16 protein-coding genes, 7 tRNA genes and 3 rRNA genes are annotated in these 23512 nt (G+C 41.5%); 22 read left to right on the top strand and 4 right to left on the bottom strand.

Features of this window, described 5'->3' with window-relative positions; all coding sequences use genetic code 11:
- The first annotated feature begins 62 nt into the window (after positions 1-62).
- From RCG22_RS10665 to RCG22_RS10650, 4 genes are all read left to right on the top strand, one after another.
- Entirely contained in the window at positions 63-365 is a 303-nt protein-coding gene (locus tag RCG22_RS10665; protein ID WP_098263470.1) for a gamma-type small acid-soluble spore protein, read from the top strand.
- A 165-nt stretch (positions 366-530) separates the two neighbouring features.
- Positions 531-788, top strand: coding sequence for a YgaB family protein (locus RCG22_RS10660; RefSeq protein ID WP_098263469.1), 258 nt, complete (start codon positions 531-533; stop codon positions 786-788).
- 203 nt (positions 789-991) lie between these two features.
- Positions 992-1522, top strand: a complete 531-nt coding sequence (gene ntdP / locus RCG22_RS10655) for a nucleoside tri-diphosphate phosphatase (protein ID WP_066251596.1) — start codon at positions 992-994, stop codon at positions 1520-1522.
- 85 nt (positions 1523-1607) lie between these two features.
- Entirely contained in the window at positions 1608-3374 is a 1767-nt protein-coding gene (locus RCG22_RS10650; RefSeq protein ID WP_308106785.1) for an ABC transporter ATP-binding protein, read from the top strand.
- Positions 3375-3391: 17 nt separating this feature from the next.
- Here the strand turns inward: RCG22_RS10650 and RCG22_RS10645 are convergent, their stop codons facing one another.
- From RCG22_RS10645 to RCG22_RS10635, 3 genes are all read right to left on the bottom strand, one after another.
- Complete coding sequence (locus RCG22_RS10645) at positions 3392-4465, bottom strand: FUSC family protein (protein WP_308106784.1); 1074 nt, start codon at positions 4463-4465, stop codon at positions 3392-3394.
- A 172-nt stretch (positions 4466-4637) separates the two neighbouring features.
- A complete protein-coding gene (locus RCG22_RS10640; protein WP_308106783.1) occupies positions 4638-9107 on the bottom strand; it encodes a glutamate synthase-related protein in 4470 nt (1489 codons plus the stop codon).
- Positions 9108-9425: 318 nt separating this feature from the next.
- The gene (locus tag RCG22_RS10635) at positions 9426-10721 is read right to left on the bottom strand and encodes a glutamate-1-semialdehyde 2,1-aminomutase (protein WP_308106782.1); all 1296 of its coding nucleotides are present in this window, start codon (positions 10719-10721) and stop codon (positions 9426-9428) included.
- A 159-nt stretch (positions 10722-10880) separates the two neighbouring features.
- Between RCG22_RS10635 and RCG22_RS10630 the strand changes: the two genes are divergently transcribed.
- The 7 genes from RCG22_RS10630 to perR all read left to right on the top strand — a co-directional run bounded on the left by RCG22_RS10630 (position 10881) and on the right by perR (position 15863).
- The gene (locus RCG22_RS10630) at positions 10881-11888 is read left to right on the top strand and encodes an ABC transporter ATP-binding protein (protein ID WP_308106781.1); all 1008 of its coding nucleotides are present in this window, start codon (positions 10881-10883) and stop codon (positions 11886-11888) included.
- Positions 11889-12680: an ABC transporter permease gene (locus tag RCG22_RS10625; RefSeq protein ID WP_308106780.1), complete on the top strand. Its 792-nt coding sequence runs from the start codon at positions 11889-11891 to the stop codon at positions 12678-12680.
- Between the two features lie 3 nt (positions 12681-12683).
- Positions 12684-13469: an ABC transporter permease gene (locus tag RCG22_RS10620; protein ID WP_308106779.1), complete on the top strand. Its 786-nt coding sequence runs from the start codon at positions 12684-12686 to the stop codon at positions 13467-13469.
- Positions 13470-13583: 114 nt separating this feature from the next.
- Positions 13584-13940 (top strand): potassium channel family protein, encoded by a 357-nt coding sequence (locus RCG22_RS10615; protein ID WP_098263657.1) that lies wholly within the window; start codon positions 13584-13586, stop codon positions 13938-13940.
- A gap of 79 nt (positions 13941-14019) precedes the next feature.
- Positions 14020-14490, top strand: coding sequence for a thioredoxin-dependent thiol peroxidase (gene bcp, locus RCG22_RS10610; RefSeq protein ID WP_098263462.1), 471 nt, complete (start codon positions 14020-14022; stop codon positions 14488-14490).
- A 274-nt stretch (positions 14491-14764) separates the two neighbouring features.
- Positions 14765-15322 (top strand): cob(I)yrinic acid a,c-diamide adenosyltransferase, encoded by a 558-nt coding sequence (locus RCG22_RS10605; protein WP_308106778.1) that lies wholly within the window; start codon positions 14765-14767, stop codon positions 15320-15322.
- A 103-nt stretch (positions 15323-15425) separates the two neighbouring features.
- Positions 15426-15863, top strand: a complete 438-nt coding sequence (gene perR, locus RCG22_RS10600) for a peroxide-responsive transcriptional repressor PerR (protein ID WP_098263460.1) — start codon at positions 15426-15428, stop codon at positions 15861-15863.
- 109 nt (positions 15864-15972) lie between these two features.
- Here the strand turns inward: perR and RCG22_RS10595 are convergent, their stop codons facing one another.
- A complete protein-coding gene (locus RCG22_RS10595; RefSeq protein WP_308106777.1) occupies positions 15973-16317 on the bottom strand; it encodes a YgzB family protein in 345 nt (114 codons plus the stop codon).
- 152 nt (positions 16318-16469) lie between these two features.
- Here RCG22_RS10595 and RCG22_RS10590 point away from each other — a divergent pair, with 152 nt between their 5' ends.
- The 11 genes from RCG22_RS10590 (at position 16470) to RCG22_RS10540 (ending at position 23511) form a co-directional block, all read left to right on the top strand.
- Positions 16470-17345, top strand: coding sequence for a nucleotidyltransferase-like protein (locus tag RCG22_RS10590; RefSeq protein WP_066251629.1), 876 nt, complete (start codon positions 16470-16472; stop codon positions 17343-17345).
- Between the two features lie 268 nt (positions 17346-17613).
- A 16S ribosomal RNA gene (locus RCG22_RS10585) occupies positions 17614-19151 on the top strand.
- 108 nt (positions 19152-19259) lie between these two features.
- A tRNA-Ile gene (locus RCG22_RS10580) sits at positions 19260-19336 on the top strand.
- A gap of 10 nt (positions 19337-19346) precedes the next feature.
- Positions 19347-19422: transfer RNA gene (locus tag RCG22_RS10575), tRNA-Ala, on the top strand.
- 141 nt (positions 19423-19563) lie between these two features.
- A 23S ribosomal RNA gene (locus RCG22_RS10570) occupies positions 19564-22500 on the top strand.
- A gap of 271 nt (positions 22501-22771) precedes the next feature.
- Positions 22772-22888, top strand: a 5S ribosomal RNA gene (gene rrf / locus RCG22_RS10565).
- Together the 16S, 23S and 5S rRNA genes with 7 tRNA genes alongside form the textbook arrangement of a ribosomal RNA operon.
- A gap of 14 nt (positions 22889-22902) precedes the next feature.
- Positions 22903-22977, top strand: a tRNA-Asn gene (locus tag RCG22_RS10560).
- Between the two features lie 4 nt (positions 22978-22981).
- Positions 22982-23073, top strand: a tRNA-Ser gene (locus tag RCG22_RS10555).
- Positions 23074-23092: 19 nt separating this feature from the next.
- A tRNA-Glu gene (locus RCG22_RS10550) sits at positions 23093-23167 on the top strand.
- A 33-nt stretch (positions 23168-23200) separates the two neighbouring features.
- A tRNA-Val gene (locus tag RCG22_RS10545) sits at positions 23201-23276 on the top strand.
- A gap of 161 nt (positions 23277-23437) precedes the next feature.
- Positions 23438-23511: transfer RNA gene (locus tag RCG22_RS10540), tRNA-Met, on the top strand.
- Position 23512 lies beyond the last annotated feature (1 nt).

Here is a 23512-nt window from a genome sequence, read left to right as displayed (position 1 = left end):
AATACTTTTTGCGGATAATCTCCTCGAAGCATGGTTACATTATATTCGTGGAGGTGATATCAATGGCAAAATTCAATCAACAGCCAAACAAAACTTCAGCTGGAACTAACATCCAGGAAGTTAGACAACAAAACGCTCAATCTCAATCCGGATCGCAAGGCTCATTTGGAACTGAATTTGCGAGTGAGACAAATGCTGCTGAAGTAAGAAAACAAAATGCAGCCTCAGCTCAAGGTTCCCAAGGATCTTCAGGCCAGTTTGGAACTGAATTTGCGAGCCAAACTGATGCTCAAGAAGTAAGACAACAAAACCAACAGTCACAAGCACGTAAAAACCAAGGCAATGGCCAATTTGGTCAAAGCTAATAATAAGTTACCCAGAAGGCACTCTAGAATCGTTTAGAGTGTCTTCTTCTGTTGGTTCAAGTTCTTATTCGACAAAACTTCTCTAAAGTCTACATATGTTGTCAAAGGAGAATAAAACTTATTCGAGAATACATATTAGGTACTAATAATAAGGCGGTGAGGGAAATGGATCATTTTAACCGATTAGTTTCCGATCAATTGGTGACGATGGACAAATTGCTATATCTTCAAGGAGAACTTGAACGTTGTCAACAAATCGAAGAAGAACTACAGACATTGCAAAAAGCTACGGATCTTGAAAGTGTTCAATCTGATATTCAACTGATGAAAAAAGAGTTGAAAGAGATCCAGACCATTTTTGAAAAGCAGACAGAAGAGGTAATTAATTCCTATCGGGAAATGAATTTATCATCATCTTTTTAGGTAATAATGCAAAAATATCAAAAAAAATTCGCAAATTTTTACAAAGAGCCATCGAAATATGGCTCTTTTGTTTTAAAATGTGCTCTCAACCGTTATAATAATAAGAAATAGGAATTGTACTTTGTTACCTTTTGTCATTATTTATTTATATATTGGTTAAGAATAGGTTACAAAGCGTTCAGGAATGAAGGTAGGGGAGAAACATGGGCGTACCCATCGAAGGTGAACCAATGCAAATACATAGTTATAAGCACAATGGGCACATCCATCGCGTCTGGGAAGAAACAACCGTTTTAAAAGGGACACAGAATTTGGTAATTGGAGGCAATGACCGAACGCTTGTGACAGAATCAGATGGGAGGACCTGGATCACAAGAGAACCAGCTATTTGTTATTTTCATTCACAATATTGGTTCAATGTGATTGGAATGATTCGTGAGGATGGTATCTATTATTACTGTAATATCAGTTCACCATTTATTTTTGATGGCGAAGCACTTAAGTATATTGATTATGATCTCGATATCAAGGTATTTCCTGATATGACCTTTAATTTATTAGACGAAGACGAGTATGAACGCCATCGTCGGGAAATGAACTACCCAGCTCCGATTGATCAAATTCTTAAAAGAAATGTTGAAAAGCTGATTCAATGGATTCGGCAGCGGAATGGCCCTTTTGCTCCAGATTTTATCGATATCTGGTATGAACGTTATTTAACCTACAGACGTTAGGATGGCAGCTAAGAATAAGCGCCTGTTGATGTAATCAACAGGTTTTTATTTGCTTATTAATGAAGATTCTGAAAGGAGGGACAACTTGAACAGTATTCGCAGGTACTTGCAATTTGTAAAACCCTATCGACTGCAGGTGATAGGGACAATTATAATCGGAGTCATAAAATTTTCTATTCCTCTTATGATCCCAATGTTGATAAAGTATGTTGTGGATGACATTGTTGGAAGTCACAGTCTAGCCCGTGATGAGAAAATTAATAAATTAATGTTCGTTCTGGGTGTAATGATTGTTATTTTTGTCGTCTTGAGGCCGCCGATCGAATATTACCGCCAATACTTTGCCCAATGGACATCAAGTAAAATTCTTTATGATATTCGTGATGCTATGTATACCCACATTCAAAAGCTAAGCTTTAAGTATTTTTCTAATACACGTGCAGGAGAAATTATCTCACGCGTAATTAATGATGTGGAACAGACAAAAACATTTGTCATTTCAGGATTAATGAATCTCTGGCTGGATATTGCCACAATCATTATTGCAATTATTCTAATGTTTTCTATGAGCGCTAAACTGACATTTGTATCGATTTTACTATTTCCGCTCTATGCCTTTTCGATCCGGTACTTCTTTGGAAATTTACGGAGGCTGACGCGCATGCGTTCCCAAGCCCTAGCAGAGGTTCAAAGCTATTTACATGAGCGTGTCCAAGGGATGCCGGTAATTAAAAGCTTTGCGATTGAAGAATATGAACAAGGTCAATTTGATAAACAAAATAAAAACTTTTTAGAAAAGGCTTTGCAGCATACTAGCTGGAATGCAAAAGCCTTTTCCGCGGTTAATACCATTACCGATATTGCTCCATTAATCGTGATTGGCTATTCAGCTTACCTTGTCATTTTGCATCAACTATCGCTTGGAACGATGGTTGCGTTTTTTGCCTATATTGACAAGCTATACAGTCCGCTGCGAAGATTGGTGAACTCCTCGACAACCATTACTCAATCGTTTGCATCCATGGACCGTGTATTCGAATTTTTGGATGAAAAATATGATATCGTTGACGAGCCTAATGCACAAGTGTGCAGCAAGGTCCATGGTGATATTTCGTTTAATAATGTATCTTTTTCTTACGAATCAAAAGAGGAAATGGTTTTGAAAGGGATTACCTTACATGTAAAAAAGGGGGAAACCATTGCTCTTGTAGGTATGAGCGGTGGTGGGAAATCTACACTTGTCAGTCTGATTCCCCGATTTTATGATGTGACCGAAGGAAATATTACCTTAGATGGAGTAGATATCCGCCAATTTAAGGTTCAATCCTTAAGAGACAAAATTGGTGTCGTTTTTCAAGATAATATTTTATTTAGTGAATCAGTGATGGATAATATTTTGTTAGGGAAGCCGGGTGCCACGAAAGAAGAGGTATACTTGGCAGCGAAAGCGGCAAATGCGGACGAGTTTATCTTGAATCTGTCTGAAGGATACAACACCAAGGTCGGCGAGCGTGGGGTGAAGCTTTCAGGAGGTCAGAAACAACGTGTGGCAATTGCCCGTGTCTTTTTGAAAAATCCACCGATCTTAATTCTTGATGAGGCAACATCTGCACTAGATTTAGAGAGTGAGCATGCGATACAAGAGTCACTTGAGGAACTAGCAAAGGACAGAACTACGTTTATTGTTGCTCACCGCTTATCGACGATTACACATGCGAATCGAATTGTCTTGATTGAACATGGGCAAATCGTAGAAGTGGGGACACATGAGGAGTTAATGGCGAAGCAAGGAAATTATTATAAACTTTTTCAGGTCCAGCAGTTAGAACATAAAGAAACCGAGGCAAGTTAATTTGCTTCGGTTTCTTTTTATATACTTTCTTTTTCGATTGATACTTCATTATGATGATATGAATAAAAGCTTGTAATCAATGTATCGAGATGTTCAACCTGTTCACCGTAATCAATAATTGAGGCGACGATTTGCATAGTATGATAAAGATGCGGATTATCATGATCGGTAAATGCTTGTTGGTGAAGTAGAAATAAATCGAATAATTCCTTATTGTTCAGGCAATTTGAATTTTCTGTATCGCCAGGAGGATTTGGAATTTTTCCAATAAATCTAAGCATGAGTTGTTCATGATGATAAATGAGACAATCCAATTGTTCCTGAATCGATAGTTGGAAGTTATCCGGCAGGTGCAATAGCTCATTCTCAAAACGATGGAGCTTTTTTAACGTTTCAAGCGCCTTTTTTGCCGCAGAATGCATTTGTCGATAAATAACAAGCTTACGTGATTTTTCCAAACTATTTTTCTTAAAATAACTGCGTTCTTCTTTGTACATAGAATAAAACTGACTCATTTGGATAATATTCTCTTTTAATTTATCTATATCTGTTTTAAGGAGATTATGATCGAAATCATGCCTGGTGCTTAAACGGATCCATCTAATAATTTCTTCCGTTGTGTTTGTTACACTAAAATAAAGTTTATTTTCATACTTGGGTGGCATAAAGACAAGATTGACTAGAAATGCTGAAAATACCCCGATCATAATAGTGGAGAAACGGATTCCGGCAAATGGTATGAAATCGCCACCTGGTGTTTCCATGATGGATATTAATGTAACAAGCGATAATCCAATCGTGTTCTCGAGTTTAAGCTTTAAATTAATGCCTATCACAATAATTGCTGCCAAGCCAATGACGATAATATGATTTCCTAACAGAAGAACAAAAATAACAGCAAGTAAAGCACCAATGATATTACCTTGTATCTGTTCAATAATAGTTAAATAGGAACGATATATGGTTGGTTGAATGGCAAATATGGCAGCAATGCCAGCGAATACAGGTGAGGGCGAGTGTAATAATTGACCTAAGTAAAGGGATAATACAATAGCAATTCCCGTTTTTAAGATGCGGGCACCTAACTTCATTCAGAATGGTTTCCTTTCAAAATGTTTTCTTGTAAGCAAATTTTTACTATACATGGATTAACTAAGAGAATCAAGAGATATTATATGAATTTATATTTCATTTGTGAAAGGATAATGTAATGTGAAAAAACGCCCGCTGGGAGCAGCGGGCGTTTCTAGTAATATTTTTAAATCATTCCGTTGATACAGACGGATCTGCTTGTTCTTTGACAGGCAGGACCTGCACAAATTGCTTTTCTAAATCTGTTAGCAGGGCACGAAGTTGATTAGCTTCGTCAGCCTGACCATTCTGTTCAAGCAAGTCAGTATACTTGGTTAATAGCTCGTTAATATCTTGTTTGCCTTTTTCGTTTAAATCAACAACTGAAACCTTTGCCCCTTTGGCAATTCTTCTTTGAATTGCATCTTTTGTTAGTCCCATATCAGGTTGCTGGCGAATATAGACAACCCCGCCCGTCATTCCTGCACAAATCCATGGACCCGGGTCGCCCAGTACAAGGCCGCGGCCATTTGTCATATATTCAAAGGCAAAGCCTTTAATATTAGCATTTGAACCAATATTACCTGCTTCTTTTTCTGGAAGTGGCTTTTTCACAGCTCCGCCGATGATTAAGTCAGCACCTGAAAGTCTAATCCCTGCACGTGCATCTGCATTTCCTTGTGCAACAAGAAGCCCTTTTTGAGCACCGTAACCGAACCCTTTTCCGACGGAACCATTATAAAATTGACCATCTTTACCTTTTGATTTTAGGATATAGATATTTCCACCAAAAGATGTTTTACCTACTCCGTCTTGACCGCCGCCATTTACAGTGATGTCAATTCCTTCACTATTATAAGCACCCAAACCATTTCCGGGAATGGAACCGCCCTTATATTTTAGTTGCACTGCTGGAAGCTGCTTGTAAGAACCATCAAGTCTTCCGCGAACACGGTGACAGGAAACACGGCTGCCTAATACACGCTGTTCCGATGTGACACTTGCGAATTCACGGGAAGAGTGTAATTGATCGACACTGCCATCAAGATACTCTGCGCCCACGGCAACCTGCATTTGAACTTCTTCAATTGATTTCGAGGCATTTGTGATTGCAAATTGGCTAATTTCTAATGGCTTTAACAAATAGGAGAGGCTAAGCTGACCTTGACCCTTCATTTGTTCTAATAAATCAGACCGACCTACTGCATCCTGTAAATTACGAATACCAACCGATGCTGCAATTGTCTGCAACTCTGTCCCAAAAGCTGTAAATAGATTCATAATTCCTTGTACTGCTAATTCCAATTGGCGTGGAACAAAACGTCTTAAGCCGTGTTCTTTTGCTTGTGCTTCTGATTCAATTTGAGTTGCGATACCAACATGACAGGTGTCTAAATGACAGCCGCGGCAGGTCGTACAACCAATTGCCAGCATGGAAAGTGTACCGAAACCAACTCGGTTTGCACCAAGCAGCATGATTTTCATAACATCCATAGCGCTCTTCATGCCGCCATCCGCCCAGATTTCTACTTTATGACGAAGTCCGCTTTCAAGCAGGGCATTGTGTGCTGCTTTAACACCAATTTCTACTGGTAAACCAACATGCTGAAGGGCATGAATTCTGGCTGCCCCCGTACCGCCATCAAAACCACTTAAAGTGATAATATCTGCACCTGCTTTAGCAATACCAACAGCGATCGTTCCGATATTTGGAACAACTGGAACTTTAACAGCAATTTTTGCTTGGTCGTTTGCCGTTTTTAATTCAAGGATCATTTGTGCTAAATCTTCAATTGAGTAGATATCATGGTTGTTTGATGGTGAAATCAAATCAGAACCAAGCGTTGCATTACGTGCTTCGGCAACTTTTGCGGTAACCTTAGAACCAGGTAAATGTCCGCCTTCACCAGGCTTCGCACCCTGACCAATTTTAATTTCTAATAGGTTCGAAGAGTTAAGGAGTTCCGCATTAACGCCAAATCTACCGGAGGCAATTTGCTGTCCTCTTGTTTTTGGATATTTACCGAGCATATCCTTGATTTCTCCGCCTTCACCATTTAGGCTGACCATATTTAACCGGTCTGCACCTTCGGCATAAGCTCTGAATGCAGTTTCATTCTGTGAACCAAAGGACATAGAAGAAATAAGGAACGGTAAATCATGGTCTCCAACACAAAGATCCACTTCTGCCGGTGTTAGCGATTTACTACTCTTTTTAAGTTGAATTAAATGGCGAATTGTTGTTGGATTCTCTGTTTCTTGTTCAGAGATTTTATCACGATAACTACTATAATCACCTGTAGCTGCTACTTCACCAATTGCTTTCCAAATCCGTGGGAAGAGGTGGAACGTCTTTCCGACTCTTTCCTTTTCATTGTGATAATCCTCAGCTCTGGACAGAGCATCAAGTTTCATCGCTTCAAAATCTGTTTCAAGTTCCTTCGATCCAAAGAAGTTAACGATGTTTAATAGGTTAGCGATTTCTTCATGTAATCCGATACTTGAGAAAAGACGACCATAACCTCTCAGTTCATGTATACCTATGGTTGAAATTACTTTTTCCAATCCTTTAGTTAAAGCACTATATAGATTTGTTAAAGGCTTTGTTGTCTCGTCAAGAACTGTAAGGAACATGTAATATGGACTAATTAAATCGGCACCTAATCCAAAAGCAGTAATCATGTCATGAAGTGAACGAATAGCTCCAGAGCGAAGAACTAAAGAACAATCTCTTCTTATTTCCGCTTTAACAAGTGCTTGATCAATGACCGATGTTACTAAATGTGGGTCAATCCAATAGGAATCTTCCTGATGTGCTGTTGCATCATCAAGGACAAGTAATGTCTTCCCAGCCTGCACCGCTTGGACTGCTTCAGTTGCAAGTCTTTCTAATGCATGCTCCAACTTTTCTTCTTTTTTGAAGGTTGTAGAAATAAAGGTTACTAGCTTTTGTTCCTGAAAATGATGAACAACTTGATCAAAACTTGGCTGCCCTAAACCTTCGGAAAGACTATAGCCTGCTTTTCCTTCCAATAATAAAGGAGTGGTCAATTCAATCACAGTCTCACTATTTTCTTTATTAAATAAAGTTGGTCGCTTTCCAATAATTACTCGAGTGGAAAAATGTTCAGTTTCGCGGTCCCGGTCAATTGCAGGATTCGTAACGACAGCCACACTCTCTTTAAAATAATCAGCAATATTTTTTCGTTCAGGGTTAAGCGCAGCAAGTGGGGCATCGTGGCCCAATGAACGAATGGGCTCCACACCTTTTTCTGCCATTTGCTCGATTAATTGGATATGATCGCGTTCCCAGCCGAAAGCTTTATATTGTCCATTATGGATTTTGTCAGGATAATTCATTGTAACTGTCTTACCTAATGAAGGAGGAAGCAAACGCGCCCTCACCTCGCTGATATTTAACTTTTCAGAAAAGCGAGTGTAGACCTCATTTTGAAAACGTGCTTGTTCATATACTTCTAGCGTATCATCGTTCCATTTAAAGCCAACCTTTTCACCTGGTGCTAAAGGCTTTGGATCATTAACATATTCGCTTGAAGAAATGATTCCCGGTTCTGAGGAAAACAGATACGAGCTATCAATTTCAAGCATCCAAAGTGGACGGAGACCGAGAGCATCGACACTGAATACAGCTTCATCGCCAAATCTAGAGATAATTCCTGCAGGACCTTGGGCAAAGTGTCCCCAGGCTTCCCTCAGATAAGTATATAGATCTTGTAGATTTTCAGGATATGCCTTAATTTCATTGATAATTGGCGGGAATAAAACATCCATTGCTTCAAATAAAGAATAACCTTCACGGCAAATTAATGTTTCCATTGTCCGGCTTAAATCTTGAGAGTCACTGCCATCTTTGACTAGCGGTACACCAATCATTTTAGCTTCGTCGCGAAGCTTTGCAATTGTATTGATTTCTCCATTATGCCCGAGAACACTAAATGGTTGGACACGGAAAAAGCTTGAAAGTGTGTTTGTAGAATAGCGATTATGTCCGAGTGTCATTGTTGATGCAACAAGTGGATTTGCAAGGTCATGATAGAAACGCGGAAGAATATCCCCAGCACCCATTACCTTATAAACCACATGGTTCTGACTTAGTGAAGCGACATGAACTAGTTCGTTTGTTTCTAAATCAACTAAAGCATCGAAAAGGGCCTTCGTTAATTCCTGTCCCTTTTGAGCGGAAAGACAGGCGAATTGCCAAAACACAGGATTTTCCTGAATAGCGATTGGACCAAGAGCCGAAGTATCGGTTACTTTATCTGTTTCATAGATTAAATCAAAGCCGTATTTTTCTAACTTGTTTATTAATTCTTGTTTCGTAGTCTTCCAATTTGCTTTTTGGCTAACAAAAACATGACCAACAGCAAATTCCTCTTTTTCAGCAAGTGTTGGTTCCTGACCGGCCTGGAGCAGTTTTTCTTTCCAAAGTGCAACAGGGATATCCGTATGAATACCTACGCCATCGCCTTCTCCGTTAATAAAACCAGCACGATGGTTCATTGTTACTAAAGCGTTTATACAATCAAAAATATTTTTTCTGGTTGGATGCTTTGATTTTTCAAGACATGCGACAATCCCGCAGGCATCATGTTCTTGTTTGTGGAAATCTTTGAATAGGGAAGGGGTCCATTTTTGTGTCATCATATTAGGCTTTAGCAAATTTCGCTAAGGCCTCTTTCACCTCCTATGAAACTTAAAGTTTATGAATATTGTATTTGGTTGTAGTTTGTACTCGGTTGATACTTTAACGAGGTATAAAGTAAAAGGGTAAAAATAATAGATTAATAATATCATAAGAATTTTCAGAAATCAAATAAATATACATTATTTTGGATAAGAAAATAGATCCAAATTTGTGTTGGATAATTGAGGAAATGTATAATTGTAAACGTTTTCAAATGATTAATAATAAAAAAAGGAAGTGATATCCACTTCCTTTTTTGCATAAATGGTGTATATTTATTCGTTAGAAAGTGAGGAAAATGCATTTCTAACTGCGTGTAAAGTTGCTTCAACATCCTCTTTTGTATGTGCAATAGTCAAGAACCACGCTTCATATTTGGAAGGAGCAAGGTTTATTCCTTGGTGCAGCATATGCTTAAAGAATTTTGCAAATGTTTCACCGTCTGTATTTTCAGCTTGCACATAATTTTCTATTTTTTCATTTGTAAAATAAACCGTTAAAGCTCCTTTCAAACGATTTATTGTTATATGAATATTGTTTTCCTTTGCAGCCTCTAAAATTCCCTCTTCAAGCATCGCACCTAAACGGTCTAAATAATCATAAATACCTTCTTGCTTTAATACTTCAAGACAGGCGATTCCTGAAAGGATGGAAGCAGGGTTCCCTGCCATCGTTCCTGCTTGATAGGCAGGTCCGAGCGGAGCAACAGTTTCCATGATTTCCTTCCGTCCACCGTAGGCACCGATTGGCAGGCCGCCGCCTATGATTTTGCCTAACACTGTTAAATCTGGCTGAACCCCTAATAAATCTTGGGCGCCGCCGTACATAAAGCGGAAAGCCGTGATGACTTCATCATAAATCACGAGTGCGCCTGCTGTATGGGTAATGTCATTAACCTGTTGTAGGAAGTCTGGTTTCGGTTCAACAATCCCGAAGTTGCCAACAATTGGTTCCACGAGGACCGCAGCAATTTGGTCGCCCCATTTAGCCATCGCTTCTTTAAAGGGCTCGATATCATTGAATGGTACTGTAATTACTTCTTGAGCGATGCTTTTTGGTACACCGGCAGAATCCGGCGTGCCTAAAGTAGATGGCCCTGAGCCTGCAGCGACAAGGACGAGGTCAGAGTGTCCGTGATAACAGCCGGCAAATTTGATAATTTTATCGCGTCCGGTATAAGCACGGGCCACACGTATAGTCGTCATTACGCCTTCTGTGCCTGAGTTAACAAAACGAACCTTTTCCATCGAAGGAATCGCATCTTTTAACATTTTAGCAAATTTCACTTCATGCGGTGTTGGTGTACCATAAAGGACGCCACTTTCAGCCGCATATTTGATTGCTTCTGTAATATGCGGGTGGGCATGGCCTGTAATAATTGGACCATAGGCTGCAAGATAATCGATATACTGATTACCGTCGACATCCCAGAAATATGCACCTTGAGCGCGTTCCATGACAACAGGGGCACCGCCGCCAACAGCTTTGTAGGACCGAGAGGGACTGTTAACGCCGCCAACAATGTGTTCAAGTGCTTCATTATGTAATCTTTCTGAATTAGTAAATTTCATATTTTTTCCTCCTTCATCTGATTCTTACTTATTTTATCACTTTTCCTCATTTCCCGAATGTGTTTTCACTTTTCGGAAAGTTATTGAAGTGCTTGAGTGTTGTTTTATCAGTCTTATTTGGCTAAACTATCCTTTTAGGCATTGATTCGGGAGGAAAAAATGGAAAATGTAATTGAAGTAAAAAACTTACGAAAAGAATTTAAGTCCTATTCCAGTCGGACGGGCTTAAAAGGGGCATTTCGAGATTTACTAACAAGAAATTATAAAGTGGTTCCAGCTGTAAATGATATTAATTTTTTAGTGAAAAAGGGTGAAATGGTCGGATATATTGGTGAAAATGGTGCTGGTAAATCAACAACGATTAAAATGCTGACAGGAATTTTGACACCTTCTTCCGGGCAAATCACCGTAAACGGAATGAACCCACATAAAGAACGGGAAAGATTTGTCCAAACCATTGGAGTTGTTTTTGGACAACGATCACAATTATGGTGGGATATAGCGGTTCAGGAATCCTTTCGCCTTTTGAAAAAGGTGTATAAGGTGTCAGATGAAGATTATAACAGCCACATGAATCATGTCATCCAGACTTTAGATATTGAGCCGCTCTTAGATAAGCCCGTGCGGAAATTATCTCTTGGCCAAAGAATGAGGTGTGAGCTTGCAGCCGCATTGATTCACAACCCTCCATTATTGTTTTTGGATGAACCGACGATCGGCTTAGATGTGCTCGTTAAGTTAAAGATTCGTGATTTTTTAAAAGAAATTAATGAGAAATATCAGACGACCATTCTCCTAACCACACATGATTTAACGGATATTGAGGCATTATGCGAACGGGTGATTATGCTTGACGAAGGAAAGGTTATTTATGATGGTGCACTAAAGAATCTTCAGGAGAAATGGGGAGAAGGAAAGGAACTTCAGTTTCAGTTCCTTGAGCATGTCGGAGTTTCTGAACTGCTAAATCTCACCCGAGGGATACCTGTTAAGTGGGAGCAGGACGAAAAAGAGCAAATTTTTACAGCAGCATTAGAAGATAATGATGAACTTATTTCACAGGTCATTGCCAAGGTAGTCGCCGCATTTAAAATAAAAGATATTAAAATAAACGAAACCTCTACAGAAGAAATCATTCGAAATATCTATGAAAAGGGTGCAGTGTAAGTGGATAAATACCTTGAAATGATTAGAATCCGCTTTTTAATGATGCTTGCATACCGGACCAACTATTACACAGGAATTCTAATCTATAGTATTAACATTGGAGCCTATTATTTTTTGTGGTCTGCGATCTATGGCTCTAAGGAACATATCGTTGGTCTTTCTGTCACACAGATGACCACCTATGTAGCAATTTCCTGGATGGCCCGTGCATTTTACTTTAACAATCTCGATCGTGAAATGGCATTAGAAATTATGGAAGGAAAAGTGGCGATTGAATTAATCCGACCCTATAATTATCTCGGAATGAAAACGATGCAGGGCTTGGGGGAAGGGATTTTTAGGCTATTCTTCTTTTCAATGCCTGGAATGCTGATTGTTTATTTTGTCTTTCCCATAGAATTTACATGGGATTTAAGTGTCTGGGGATTATTTGCGCTCTCCATCCTGTTAAGTTTCTTTATAAACACTGAATTGAATTTATTAACGGGGATTACTACTTTCTTCTTATATAATAACTCCGGGCTCATTCGGGCAAAACGTGTCGTTATTGATTTATTTTCAGGACTATTATTGCCGATTAGTTTTTTTCCAGGCTGGGCACAAGATGTGATGAAATATCTTCCCTTTCAAGGAATTAGTTATTTTCCTAGTATGATTGTTACAAAAGGTTTTTCCCATACCCAAGCACTTGAAGCAATTTCTCAACAATTTGTTTGGGTAATCATTTTATTTTTTCCCATCCAAATCCTTTGGTCCTTGGCGAAAAAACAACTGATTATTCAAGGGGGCTAAAAGTTGTTTTATATTTCGATGTTTTTTCAATACTTATCTCAATATTTAAAAACAAGACTTCAATATCGAGCAGATATATTTGTAGAGTTTTTTTCTGATTTACTATCGCAAGCTATAAATCTTATCTTCATATTGGTTGTCTTTGGACATACCAATTTACTAAATGGCTGGAATAGAGATGAAATCATCTTCATCTATGGATTTTTTCTAGTTCCTTCTGCAGTTTTTTCTGCCTTCTTTAACATATGGGATTTTAATGAACGCTATATCGTTAAGGGGGAGTTAGACCGTATCTTAACCAGGCCGATACACAGTCTCTTTCAAATTATTCTTGAACGAATTGAAATGGAATCATTATTAGGGGCGATCACGGGACTTGCTGTCATGTTTTATGCAGGTAGTCGATTAGGGCTAGAGGTCCATTGGTTCGACCCGTTCTTGTTTATTGTTTTTGTGCTTGGTGGGGCATTGGTTTATGGTGGGGTGTTCATCATGATTGCCTGTATTAGCTTTTGGGCAGATGCACGCACCTCGCTTATGCCGATGATGTACAATATTAGCAATTATGGACGGTATCCCGTTAATATCTATAATAAACTTATTCGTTTTGTACTAACGTGGGTGATGCCATTTGCTTTTGTTGGCGTTTATCCAGCTGCATTTTTCCTCGGCAAAAAGGAATGGTTTTGGTACTCTTTTTTAACTCCTGTGATTGGAGTTGTTTTCTTCGTCCTGTCCGTCATGCTTTGGAATCAAGGGGTAAAAAAATACCGAGGTGCCGGCAATTAACTAGAATTTGATATTATATTGGCCAAGCGTGCATAGAAATTAAATATCAGATGTTAAATTGAGGTGATCTGTGTGTTTTTTTTCTTGCTGCCACTCGTTATTTTGTGCATCTTTATGAGCTTAAGGACGCTCTTTGTTCCAAATACCGTAAAAGGGAAATTAGTATCCATTGATAACTTTTTATATTTAGGTTCAGTTTATTTAACTGTTATTATTGGTTTTGGTCTTATTTATTTACTTTTTGAATTGATCGGAATGCCGTTGTTAAGGGAGGTAAATACCCAAGATCACCAGAATATTTTTGAAACAAGCTTTTATTTTAGTGCAATGACTTTATTTTCAGTTGGAAATGGGGATGTCATTCCCCATGGTTTAGGAAGAATTATTACTGTCACCGAGGCCTTGATAGGTTATACACTACCAGCCGCCTTTGTTGCTCGCGTGGTATTTGATCGAGAAAAAGTCAGCTAGTGATGCAGGATATTTGTGTAGTGAGCCCTGACTTTGATACGCTGACATTAAGGAATAAATTACAATAGGAGTGGTTAGGATGTCTGTTGAAATTGGTATGCAGGTACCGAATTTTGAGTTAGAAACCAATAGTGGAGAAACAGTAACTCTTTCAAAATTCAAGGGCACTAATGTTGTGCTTTATTTTTATCCTAAAGACATGACACCGGGCTGTACAACCGAGGCATGTGATTTTCGAGATCAAATTCAACAATTTACAGAGGTGGATGCCGTTATATTGGGAGTGAGTCCAGACCCAGTTGATCGTCATCAAAAATTTGTTGAGAAATATGGTTTGCCATTTTTGCTGCTTGCAGATACGGAGCATCAATTAGCGGAAGCATTTGGAGTTTGGAAGTTAAAGAAGAACTTTGGTAAAGAATATATGGGAATAGAACGATCAACTTTTATTATTGATAAGGAAGGCAACCTCGTCAAAGAATGGAGAAAAGTCAAAGTTAAAGGCCATGTAGATGAGGCACTAACTTACATACGAGAACAGCTCAGTTAATTTACTTACCAAAGCCTATTTTGTGCATAGAAGGCATTTGTCCAATGCAAGAAACGTTGGATTGAATATCATTTTATTAGGGCATACCTCCTCAGATAAACTTTGGGTCCATTGTGGCCCCTTTTTTTATGGAATTAAATAGAGTTTCCATATTTCAAGTTTTCTAAGTATAGATACAGGTGATATGATGAAGACGATAATTACACCTCTCATAATAAGCGAATGCATAAGAGTTGAAAGCTAGTATCATATCATTTTACAGGGGGATAAAAAAATGAAAATATATACAAAGACCGGTGATAAAGGAACTACGTCACTTATCTACGGACAAAGAGTTGCGAAAAATGATTTACGAGTCGAAGCTTATGGGACTTGTGATGAAACAAATTCTATGATTGGATTAGCGTTGAGTCACTTATTTAATGAAAATTTTCAAGGGAAAGAAATAATTGATACTATTTATCATAAAATACAAACAAATCTTTTTCATGTGGGAGCGGAGCTGGCTACACCAAAAGGGAAAGAAGTGAAGTGGACACTTGTAACATCAGATATAGAAGAAATGGAAAAGCAAATTGATGCCTGGAACGAATTACTTCCAGAATTAACGAATTTTATCTTGCCTGGTGGTCATCCAGCAGGTGCTGCTTTCCATGTGGCACGAACAACAGCAAGGAGGGCTGAGAGATGTGCAGTTTCACTAGGTGAAGAGGTTAATCCCCTTGTATTAGCCTATTTAAATCGACTTTCTGACTTACTCTTCGTGACCGCACGTTATGTGAACCATGAGTTAGGCTTAAAAGAACAAACATTGCATGAAAGAAGAAGTTAATATTTTAAGTTAATGAGCTAACAATATTGACAAAAGTACAAATTACCTAGTAAAATTAATTATAACAATTATAATATAAGAATACTTTTTAGAAAGAAGGTGCATGGCGATTACTCAGTTAAAAGAAGCTTTAGATACTTTAAAAGAAACAGGGGTACGAATTACTCCGCAACGTCATGCGATACTTGAATATTTAATAAACTCGATGTCACATCCAACTGCAGATGATATTTATAAAGCCCTAGAGGGAAAATTTCCAAATATGAGTGTGGCGACAGTTTACAATAATTTGCGAGTATTTCGTGAAGTGGGTTTAGTGAAAGAATTGACTTTTGGTGATGCTTCAAGCCGTTTTGACTTTGTTACATCTCATCATTATCATGTGATATGTGAAAAGTGTGGGAAAATAGTTGACTTCCTTTATCCAGGTTTAGATGAAGTAGAGCACTTGGCATCACATGTTACAGGTTTTAAAGTGGAGAATCACCGCATGGAAATTTACGGTTCTTGTCCAGAATGCGCAAGTAAAGAAGTTCATTGATAGAACGGCGGCTGATTTTTTTATCAGCCTTTTTTGTTGTAAATAAAAGAGGAAGAAGGACCCCATGGCAGCTATTCTGCAAAGTGGTTTTCTTCTTCCTCTTTTTATTTTAGGATTTTTTATTATAGGACTCATCGAATTCCTTACCTACAAGATTCGGGTCAAGGGTTAATGATTCGCGACAATACATACACATATCCACTCTACCTAGCATTTTAGTATGTTTCCCACAGCTTGGGCATTTCACTTGAATGGTTTTTGTTGATAACATTCCAATCCAAAAATATACAATTGTACTGGTAATAATAAAAAGAAGGCCCAAAATCATAAAAATGGTCATAATAAGTGGTGAAGTTCGAAAATAGATTCCAGCATACATAACAATGAAGCCGATGAAAATTAATGATAATGCAAAGGTACGAATTTTATTTATTTTACTCGAATATTTTGCCATATAACTCCCTCCTCGAGAAAACTATACCATATTTATAGAGAGAATAAAAAAACTAGGTGGAATAATGTCGAAATTTGTCTTTGGATAAAGAAGGAGATTTGCTTTCCTTGTCGAACTTATAATGCTACCTGAAAAAAATGGAGGAATGATAAATGGAAGACATCCTTCGGCCTATTTACCAAGAAAGGGCGAGCCAATTAAATACTCTTGGGGTATTAATGGTGCAAAAAAAACAAAAGTTAAGCCACATAACGGATTCATTTGATGTAATTCTCTTGGTATTAGTCAAAGAGGCGGAACAGCCTTTATTTATAAAGCACTATACTTACCATGACAAAAAGGCTGCCATGCATATTATTACGGAAGCAAAGTTGCAGGAGTGGTTACTATTAGGAACAAATCGCAAAATTTTTGAATGGCTCCATGAGGCGAAAATCATTTTTGATCGAAACGAATACGTTGCTGAGTTAAAAACGGAATTGCGAGAATTTCCATTTAACGGACGCAAAATAAAAATGGGTTTAGAATTTGCAAAATTAATTCGGCGCTATGTCGATGGAAAGGCATTGTTTGAAGGACATCAGTTCTTAGATGCATATAACTATGTCGTGCATTCCCTTCACCATCTTGCAAGGTTGGCGGTATTAGAAAATGGACTCCACCCAGAGCTAACGGTTTGGAACCAAGTAAAACAAATTGAACCAGAAATATTTAAATTATACGAAGAGCTTGTCTACAGTGAAGAAACGCTTGAGAAAAGACTAGAGCTTTTATTCCTTGCGAGCGAGTTTATGATCCATTCGAGAACGACTATCGGCACGAATCATTTTTTAGAAATTCTTAGTCGTAAGGAAGTATGGCAGTTTAATGAAATTATGAATGAAGAAGAGTTGACCCCTTATTCAGTTGACCTTGCTGTCCTGCTCGAATATATGATTGAAAAGCATTTAGTTGATGTAGTTAATATTGAAACGAAAGGGCAAGGGGTTTTTCATAGAGGTTATCGACTTAGTAAAAAATTATCGTAAAAAAACAATAAAACATATTGACCTTTTTATGATTCCTTGGTATATTAATAACCGTCGCTGCGAGCCAAACAACAAAATTGTTTTCGTAAGTGACGGTTTTAAAAAAATGTTGACAGTCTTAAATGTCTTATGTTATATTAATAAAGTCGCTTACGAGCGATATTGAAATTGTTCTTTGAAAACTAAACAAACAAAATCGTGCAAACAAACAATAAATTTTAGTTTCTTTTATGAAACTAAGCCAACGTAACAAATGAGCTAATCAACTTTCTTGGAGAGTTTGATCCTGGCTCAGGACGAACGCTGGCGGCGTGCCTAATACATGCAAGTCGAGCGAATCACTACGGTGATTAGCGGCGGACGGGTGAGTAACACGTGGGCAACCTGCCTGTAAGACTGGGATAACACCGGGAAACCGGTGCTAATACCGGATAATCCTTTTCCTCTCATGAGGAAAAGCTGAAAGTCGGTTTCGGCTGACACTTACAGATGGGCCCGCGGCGCATTAGCTAGTTGGTGAGGTAACGGCTCACCAAGGCGACGATGCGTAGCCGACCTGAGAGGGTGATCGGCCACACTGGGACTGAGACACGGCCCAGACTCCTACGGGAGGCAGCAGTAGGGAATCTTCCACAATGGACGAAAGTCTGATGGAGCAACGCCGCGTGAGCGATGAAGGCCTTCGGGTCGTAAAGCTCTGTTGTTAGGGAAGAACAAGTACCGGAGTAACTGCCGGTACTTTGACGGTACCTAACCAGAAAGCCACGGCTAACTACGTGCCAGCAGCCGCGGTAATACGTAGGTGGCAAGCGTTGTCCGGAATTATTGGGCGTAAAGCGCGCGCAGGCGGTCCTTTAAGTCTGATGTGAAAGCCCACGGCTCAACCGTGGAGGGTCATTGGAAACTGGGGGACTTGAGTGCAGAAGAGGAAAGCGGAATTCCACGTGTAGCGGTGAAATGCGTAGAGATGTGGAGGAACACCAGTGGCGAAGGCGGCTTTCTGGTCTGTAACTGACGCTGAGGCGCGAAAGCGTGGGGAGCAAACAGGATTAGATACCCTGGTAGTCCACGCCGTAAACGATGAGTGCTAAGTGTTAGGGGGTTTCCGCCCCTTAGTGCTGCAGCTAACGCATTAAGCACTCCGCCTGGGGAGTACGGCCGCAAGGCTGAAACTCAAAGGAATTGACGGGGGCCCGCACAAGCGGTGGAGCATGTGGTTTAATTCGAAGCAACGCGAAGAACCTTACCAGGTCTTGACATCCTCTGACACTCCTAGAGATAGGACGTTCCCCTTCGGGGGACAGAGTGACAGGTGGTGCATGGTTGTCGTCAGCTCGTGTCGTGAGATGTTGGGTTAAGTCCCGCAACGAGCGCAACCCTTGATCTTAGTTGCCAGCATTTAGTTGGGCACTCTAAGGTGACTGCCGGTGACAAACCGGAGGAAGGTGGGGATGACGTCAAATCATCATGCCCCTTATGACCTGGGCTACACACGTGCTACAATGGATGGTACAAAGGGCTGCAAGACCGCGAGGTTTAGCCAATCCCATAAAACCATTCTCAGTTCGGATTGCAGGCTGCAACTCGCCTGCATGAAGCCGGAATCGCTAGTAATCGCGGATCAGCATGCCGCGGTGAATACGTTCCCGGGCCTTGTACACACCGCCCGTCACACCACGAGAGTTTGTAACACCCGAAGTCGGTGGGGTAACCGTAAGGAGCCAGCCGCCTAAGGTGGGACAGATGATTGGGGTGAAGTCGTAACAAGGTAGCCGTATCGGAAGGTGCGGCTGGATCACCTCCTTTCTAAGGATAAAGCTGGACCTGTGAGCCAGACAAAACAGTTTGTTTGTAACGCGATCTTTGTTTGTTTAGTTTTGAGAGTATAATCTCTCTATTATATTTCCGTTGTGGGGGCCTATAGCTCAGCTGGTTAGAGCGCACGCCTGATAAGCGTGAGGTCGATGGTTCGAGTCCATTTAGGCCCACCATCTTTATAACGGGGCCTTAGCTCAGCTGGGAGAGCGCCTGCTTTGCACGCAGGAGGTCAGCGGTTCGATCCCGCTAGGCTCCACCAAATTATTTTGCAATAGCAAAATAACTTTCATTATAATCGTTCTTTGAAAACTAGATAATCGTAAGAAGAAGCAAAGTAAACATCGAGTAATCGCCATTTTAGATTTTCTCTCTTATGTAAGTAAGAGTTATAAACCTTTTAGGTTAAGTTAGAAAGGGCGCACGGTGAATGCCTTGGCACTAGGAGCCGATGAAGGACGGGACTAACACCGATATGCTTCGGGGAGCTGTAAGTAAGCTTTGATCCGGAGATTTCCGAATGGGGGAACCCACTGTTCGTAATGGAACAGTATCTTTACCTGAATACATAGGGTATGGAAGGCATACCCGGGGAACTGAAACATCTAAGTACCCGGAGGAAGAGAAAGCAAACGCGATTCCCTGAGTAGCGGCGAGCGAAACGGGACATAGCCCAAACCAAGAGGCTTGCCTCTTGGGGTTGTAGGACACTCAATATGGAGTTACAAAGGAACGGGGTAGATGAAGCGACCTGGAAAGGTCCGTCATAGAAGGTAAAAACCCTGTAGTCGAAACTTCGTTCCCTCCTGAGTGGATCCTGAGTACGGCCGGACACGAGAAATCCGGTCGGAAGCAGGGAGGACCATCTCCCAAGGCTAAATACTCCCTAGTGACCGATAGTGAACCAGTACCGTGAGGGAAAGGTGAAAAGCACCCCGGAAGGGGAGTGAAATAGTTCCTGAAACCGTGTGCCTACAAGTAGTTAGAGCCCGTTAATGGGTAATAGCGTGCCTTTTGTAGAATGAACCGGCGAGTTACGATCCCATGCAAGGTTAAGTTGAAAAGACGGAGCCGCAGCGAAAGCGAGTCTGAATAGGGCGTATGAGTATGTGGTCGTAGACCCGAAACCAGGTGATCTACCCATGTCCAGGGTGAAGTCCAGGTAACACTGGATGGAGGCCCGAACCCACGCACGTTGAAAAGTGCGGGGATGAGGTGTGGGTAGCGGAGAAATTCCAATCGAACTTGGAGATAGCTGGTTCTCTCCGAAATAGCTTTAGGGCTAGCCTCACGTAGTAAGAGTCTTGGAGGTAGAGCACTGTTTGGACTAGGGGCCCTCATCGGGTTACCGAATTCAGACAAACTCCGAATGCCAAAGACTTATCCGTGGGAGTCAGACTGCGAGTGATAAGATCCGTAGTCAAAAGGGAAACAGCCCAGACCACCAGCTAAGGTCCCAAAGTATACGTTAAGTGGAAAAGGATGTGGAGTTGTTTAGACAACCAGGATGTTGGCTTAGAAGCAGCCACCATTTAAAGAGTGCGTAATAGCTCACTGGTCGAATGACTCTGCGCCGAAAATGTACCGGGGCTAAACGTATCACCGAAGCTGTGGATTGACATCTTAGATGTCAGTGGTAGGAGAGCGTTCTAAGGGCGTTGAAGCTAGACCGTAAGGACTGGTGGAGCGCTTAGAAGTGAGAATGCCGGTATGAGTAGCGAAAGATGAGTGAGAATCTCATCCACCGAATGCCTAAGGTTTCCTGAGGAAGGCTCGTCCGCTCAGGGTTAGTCGGGACCTAAGCCGAGGCCGAAAGGCGTAGGCGATGGACAACAGGTTGATATTCCTGTACCACCTCTTTATCGTTTGAGCAATGGGGGGACGCAGGAGGATAGGGTAAGCGCGCTGTTGGATATGCGCGTCTAAGCAGTTAGGCTGAGAAGTAGGCAAATCCGCTTCTCACTAAGGCTGAGCTGTGATAGCGAGGGAAATTTAGTACCGAAGTTCCTGATTCCACACTGCCAAGAAAAGCCTCTAGCGAGATAAATGGTGCCCGTACCGCAAACCGACACAGGTAGGCGAGGAGAGAATCCTAAGGTGAGCGAGAGAACTCTCGTTAAGGAACTCGGCAAAATGACCCCGTAACTTCGGGAGAAGGGGTGCTTTTTGAGGTGAATAGCCTCGAAGAGCCGCAGTGAATAGGCCCAGGCGACTGTTTAGCAAAAACACAGGTCTCTGCGAAGCCGCAAGGCGAAGTATAGGGGCTGACGCCTGCCCGGTGCTGGAAGGTTAAGAGGAGGGGTTAGCTGCTAAGCGAAGCTCTGAATCGAAGCCCCAGTAAACGGCGGCCGTAACTATAACGGTCCTAAGGTAGCGAAATTCCTTGTCGGGTAAGTTCCGACCCGCACGAAAGGCGTAACGATCTGGGCACTGTCTCAACGAGAGACTCGGTGAAATTATAGTACCTGTGAAGATGCAGGTTACCCGCGACAGGACGGAAAGACCCCGTGGAGCTTTACTGTAGCCTGATATTGAATTTTGGTACAGCTTGTACAGGATAGGTAGGAGCCTGAGAAGCCGGAGCGCTAGCTTCGGTGGAGGCGTCGGTGGGATACTACCCTGGCTGTATTGAAATTCTAACCCGCACCCCTGATCGGGGTGGGAGACAGTGTCAGGTGGGCAGTTTGACTGGGGCGGTCGCCTCCTAAAGAGTAACGGAGGCGCCCAAAGGTTCCCTCAGAATGGTTGGAAATCATTCGCAGAGTGTAAAGGCACAAGGGAGCTTGACTGCGAGACCTACAAGTCGAGCAGGGACGAAAGTCGGGCTTAGTGATCCGGTGGTTCCGCATGGAAGGGCCATCGCTCAACGGATAAAAGCTACCCCGGGGATAACAGGCTTATCTCCCCCAAGAGTCCACATCGACGGGGAGGTTTGGCACCTCGATGTCGGCTCATCGCATCCTGGGGCTGTAGTCGGTCCCAAGGGTTGGGCTGTTCGCCCATTAAAGCGGTACGCGAGCTGGGTTCAGAACGTCGTGAGACAGTTCGGTCCCTATCCGTCGTGGGCGCAGGAAATTTGAGAGGAGCTGTCCTTAGTACGAGAGGACCGGGATGGACGCACCGCTGGTGTACCAGTTGTTCTGCCAAGGGCATCGCTGGGTAGCTATGTGCGGACGGGATAAGTGCTGAAAGCATCTAAGCATGAAGCCCCCCTCAAGATGAGATTTCCCATAGCGCAAGCTAGTAAGAACCCTGAAAGATGATCAGGTTGATAGGTCAGAGGTGGAAGCGTGGTAACATGTGGAGCTGACTGATACTAATCGTTCGAGGACTTAACCAAAACGAAAAGCGGAAGCGTCCGCTTAGCGACGTATGGCCTGGAGGGCTTTGACTGAGATAAAGGAAACACGAAGAGCGATAGCGATTCGATGTTGACTTATCGTAGGGAAAAGACCGAAGGACACTAGTCGTTGGACGCTGAAGCTGGACAATGATAACTCGTATTTACAAACTTCTTCTGCATTATCTAGTTTTGAGGGAATGAAAAAAATAAAATTTCCTCTTGAAAAATATGAAAAAGACATTATAATAAAATAGTGTCGAATAAATGGTCTGGCAATTATGGCGAGAAGGTCACACCCGTTCCCATACCGAACACGGAAGTTAAGCTTCTCAGCGCCGATGGTAGTTGGGACACGCGTCCCTGTGAGAGTAGGACGTTGCCAGGCTGAAATATTATTATTCCGCAGTAGCTCAGTGGTAGAGCTATCGGCTGTTAACCGATCGGTCGTAGGTTCGAGTCCTACCTGCGGAGCCATTATGGAGAGCTGTCCGAGTGGCCGAAGGAGCACGATTGGAAATCGTGTAGGCGGGTAACCCTGTCTCAAGGGTTCAAATCCCTTGCTCTCCGCCATAATATTTCTAAGAGATAAGGCCCCTTGGTCAAGCGGTTAAGACACCTCCCTTTCACGGAGGTAACACGGGTTCGAGTCCCGTAGGGGTCACCATTTTCGTACCAGCGAAAAGACTTACCTTAATGTGGAGGATTAGCTCAGCTGGGAGAGCATCTGCCTTACAAGCAGAGGGTCGGCGGTTCGAGCCCGTCATCCTCCACCATATGTTTAAATTTATTATTGTCGCGGGGTGGAGCAACGAGCGTTGCTTCAATGAATAATCTGCGAGTTGTATCAATCGAGTTGCTTCTTGAATTAGCTTTCTGAGATTGATACAGTCTATGGGAATTATGATCATGGACAAAACTTATTAATTTCTATTGTCGCGGGGTGGAGCAGTCTGGTAGCTCGTCGGGCTCATAACCCGAAGGTCGCAGGTTCAAATCCTGTCCCCGCAAT

It is taken from the genome of Neobacillus nitrireducens, from assembly GCF_030915405.1.
GTDB lineage: Bacteria > Bacillota > Bacilli > Bacillales > Cytobacillaceae > Neobacillus.
Note: the sequence above shows the minus strand (reverse complement) of the source record. Positions and strands in the feature narration are given on the sequence as shown.

Bases quoted from the DNA above. Each gene is read 5' to 3' on its own strand.
- RCG22_RS10665 (WP_098263470.1), top strand. From the start codon at position 63: ATGGCAAAATTCAATCAACAGCCAAACAAAACTTCAGCTGGAACTAAC.
- RCG22_RS10660 (WP_098263469.1), top strand. From the start codon at position 531: ATGGATCATTTTAACCGATTAGTTTCCGATCAATTGGTGACGATGGAC.
- ntdP (WP_066251596.1), top strand. From the start codon at position 992: ATGGGCGTACCCATCGAAGGTGAACCAATGCAAATACATAGTTATAAG.
- RCG22_RS10645 (WP_308106784.1), bottom strand. From the start codon at position 4,465: ATGAAGTTAGGTGCCCGCATCTTAAAAACGGGAATTGCTATTGTATTA.
- RCG22_RS10640 (WP_308106783.1), bottom strand. From the start codon at position 9,107: ATGACACAAAAATGGACCCCTTCCCTATTCAAAGATTTCCACAAACAA.
- RCG22_RS10635 (WP_308106782.1), bottom strand. From the start codon at position 10,721: ATGAAATTTACTAATTCAGAAAGATTACATAATGAAGCACTTGAACAC.
- RCG22_RS10630 (WP_308106781.1), top strand. From the start codon at position 10,881: ATGGAAAATGTAATTGAAGTAAAAAACTTACGAAAAGAATTTAAGTCC.
- RCG22_RS10615 (WP_098263657.1), top strand. From the start codon at position 13,584: ATGAGCTTAAGGACGCTCTTTGTTCCAAATACCGTAAAAGGGAAATTA.
- bcp (WP_098263462.1), top strand. From the start codon at position 14,020: ATGTCTGTTGAAATTGGTATGCAGGTACCGAATTTTGAGTTAGAAACC.
- RCG22_RS10605 (WP_308106778.1), top strand. From the start codon at position 14,765: ATGAAAATATATACAAAGACCGGTGATAAAGGAACTACGTCACTTATC.
- perR (WP_098263460.1), top strand. From the start codon at position 15,426: ATGGCGATTACTCAGTTAAAAGAAGCTTTAGATACTTTAAAAGAAACA.
- RCG22_RS10595 (WP_308106777.1), bottom strand. From the start codon at position 16,317: ATGGCAAAATATTCGAGTAAAATAAATAAAATTCGTACCTTTGCATTA.
- RCG22_RS10590 (WP_066251629.1), top strand. From the start codon at position 16,470: ATGGAAGACATCCTTCGGCCTATTTACCAAGAAAGGGCGAGCCAATTA.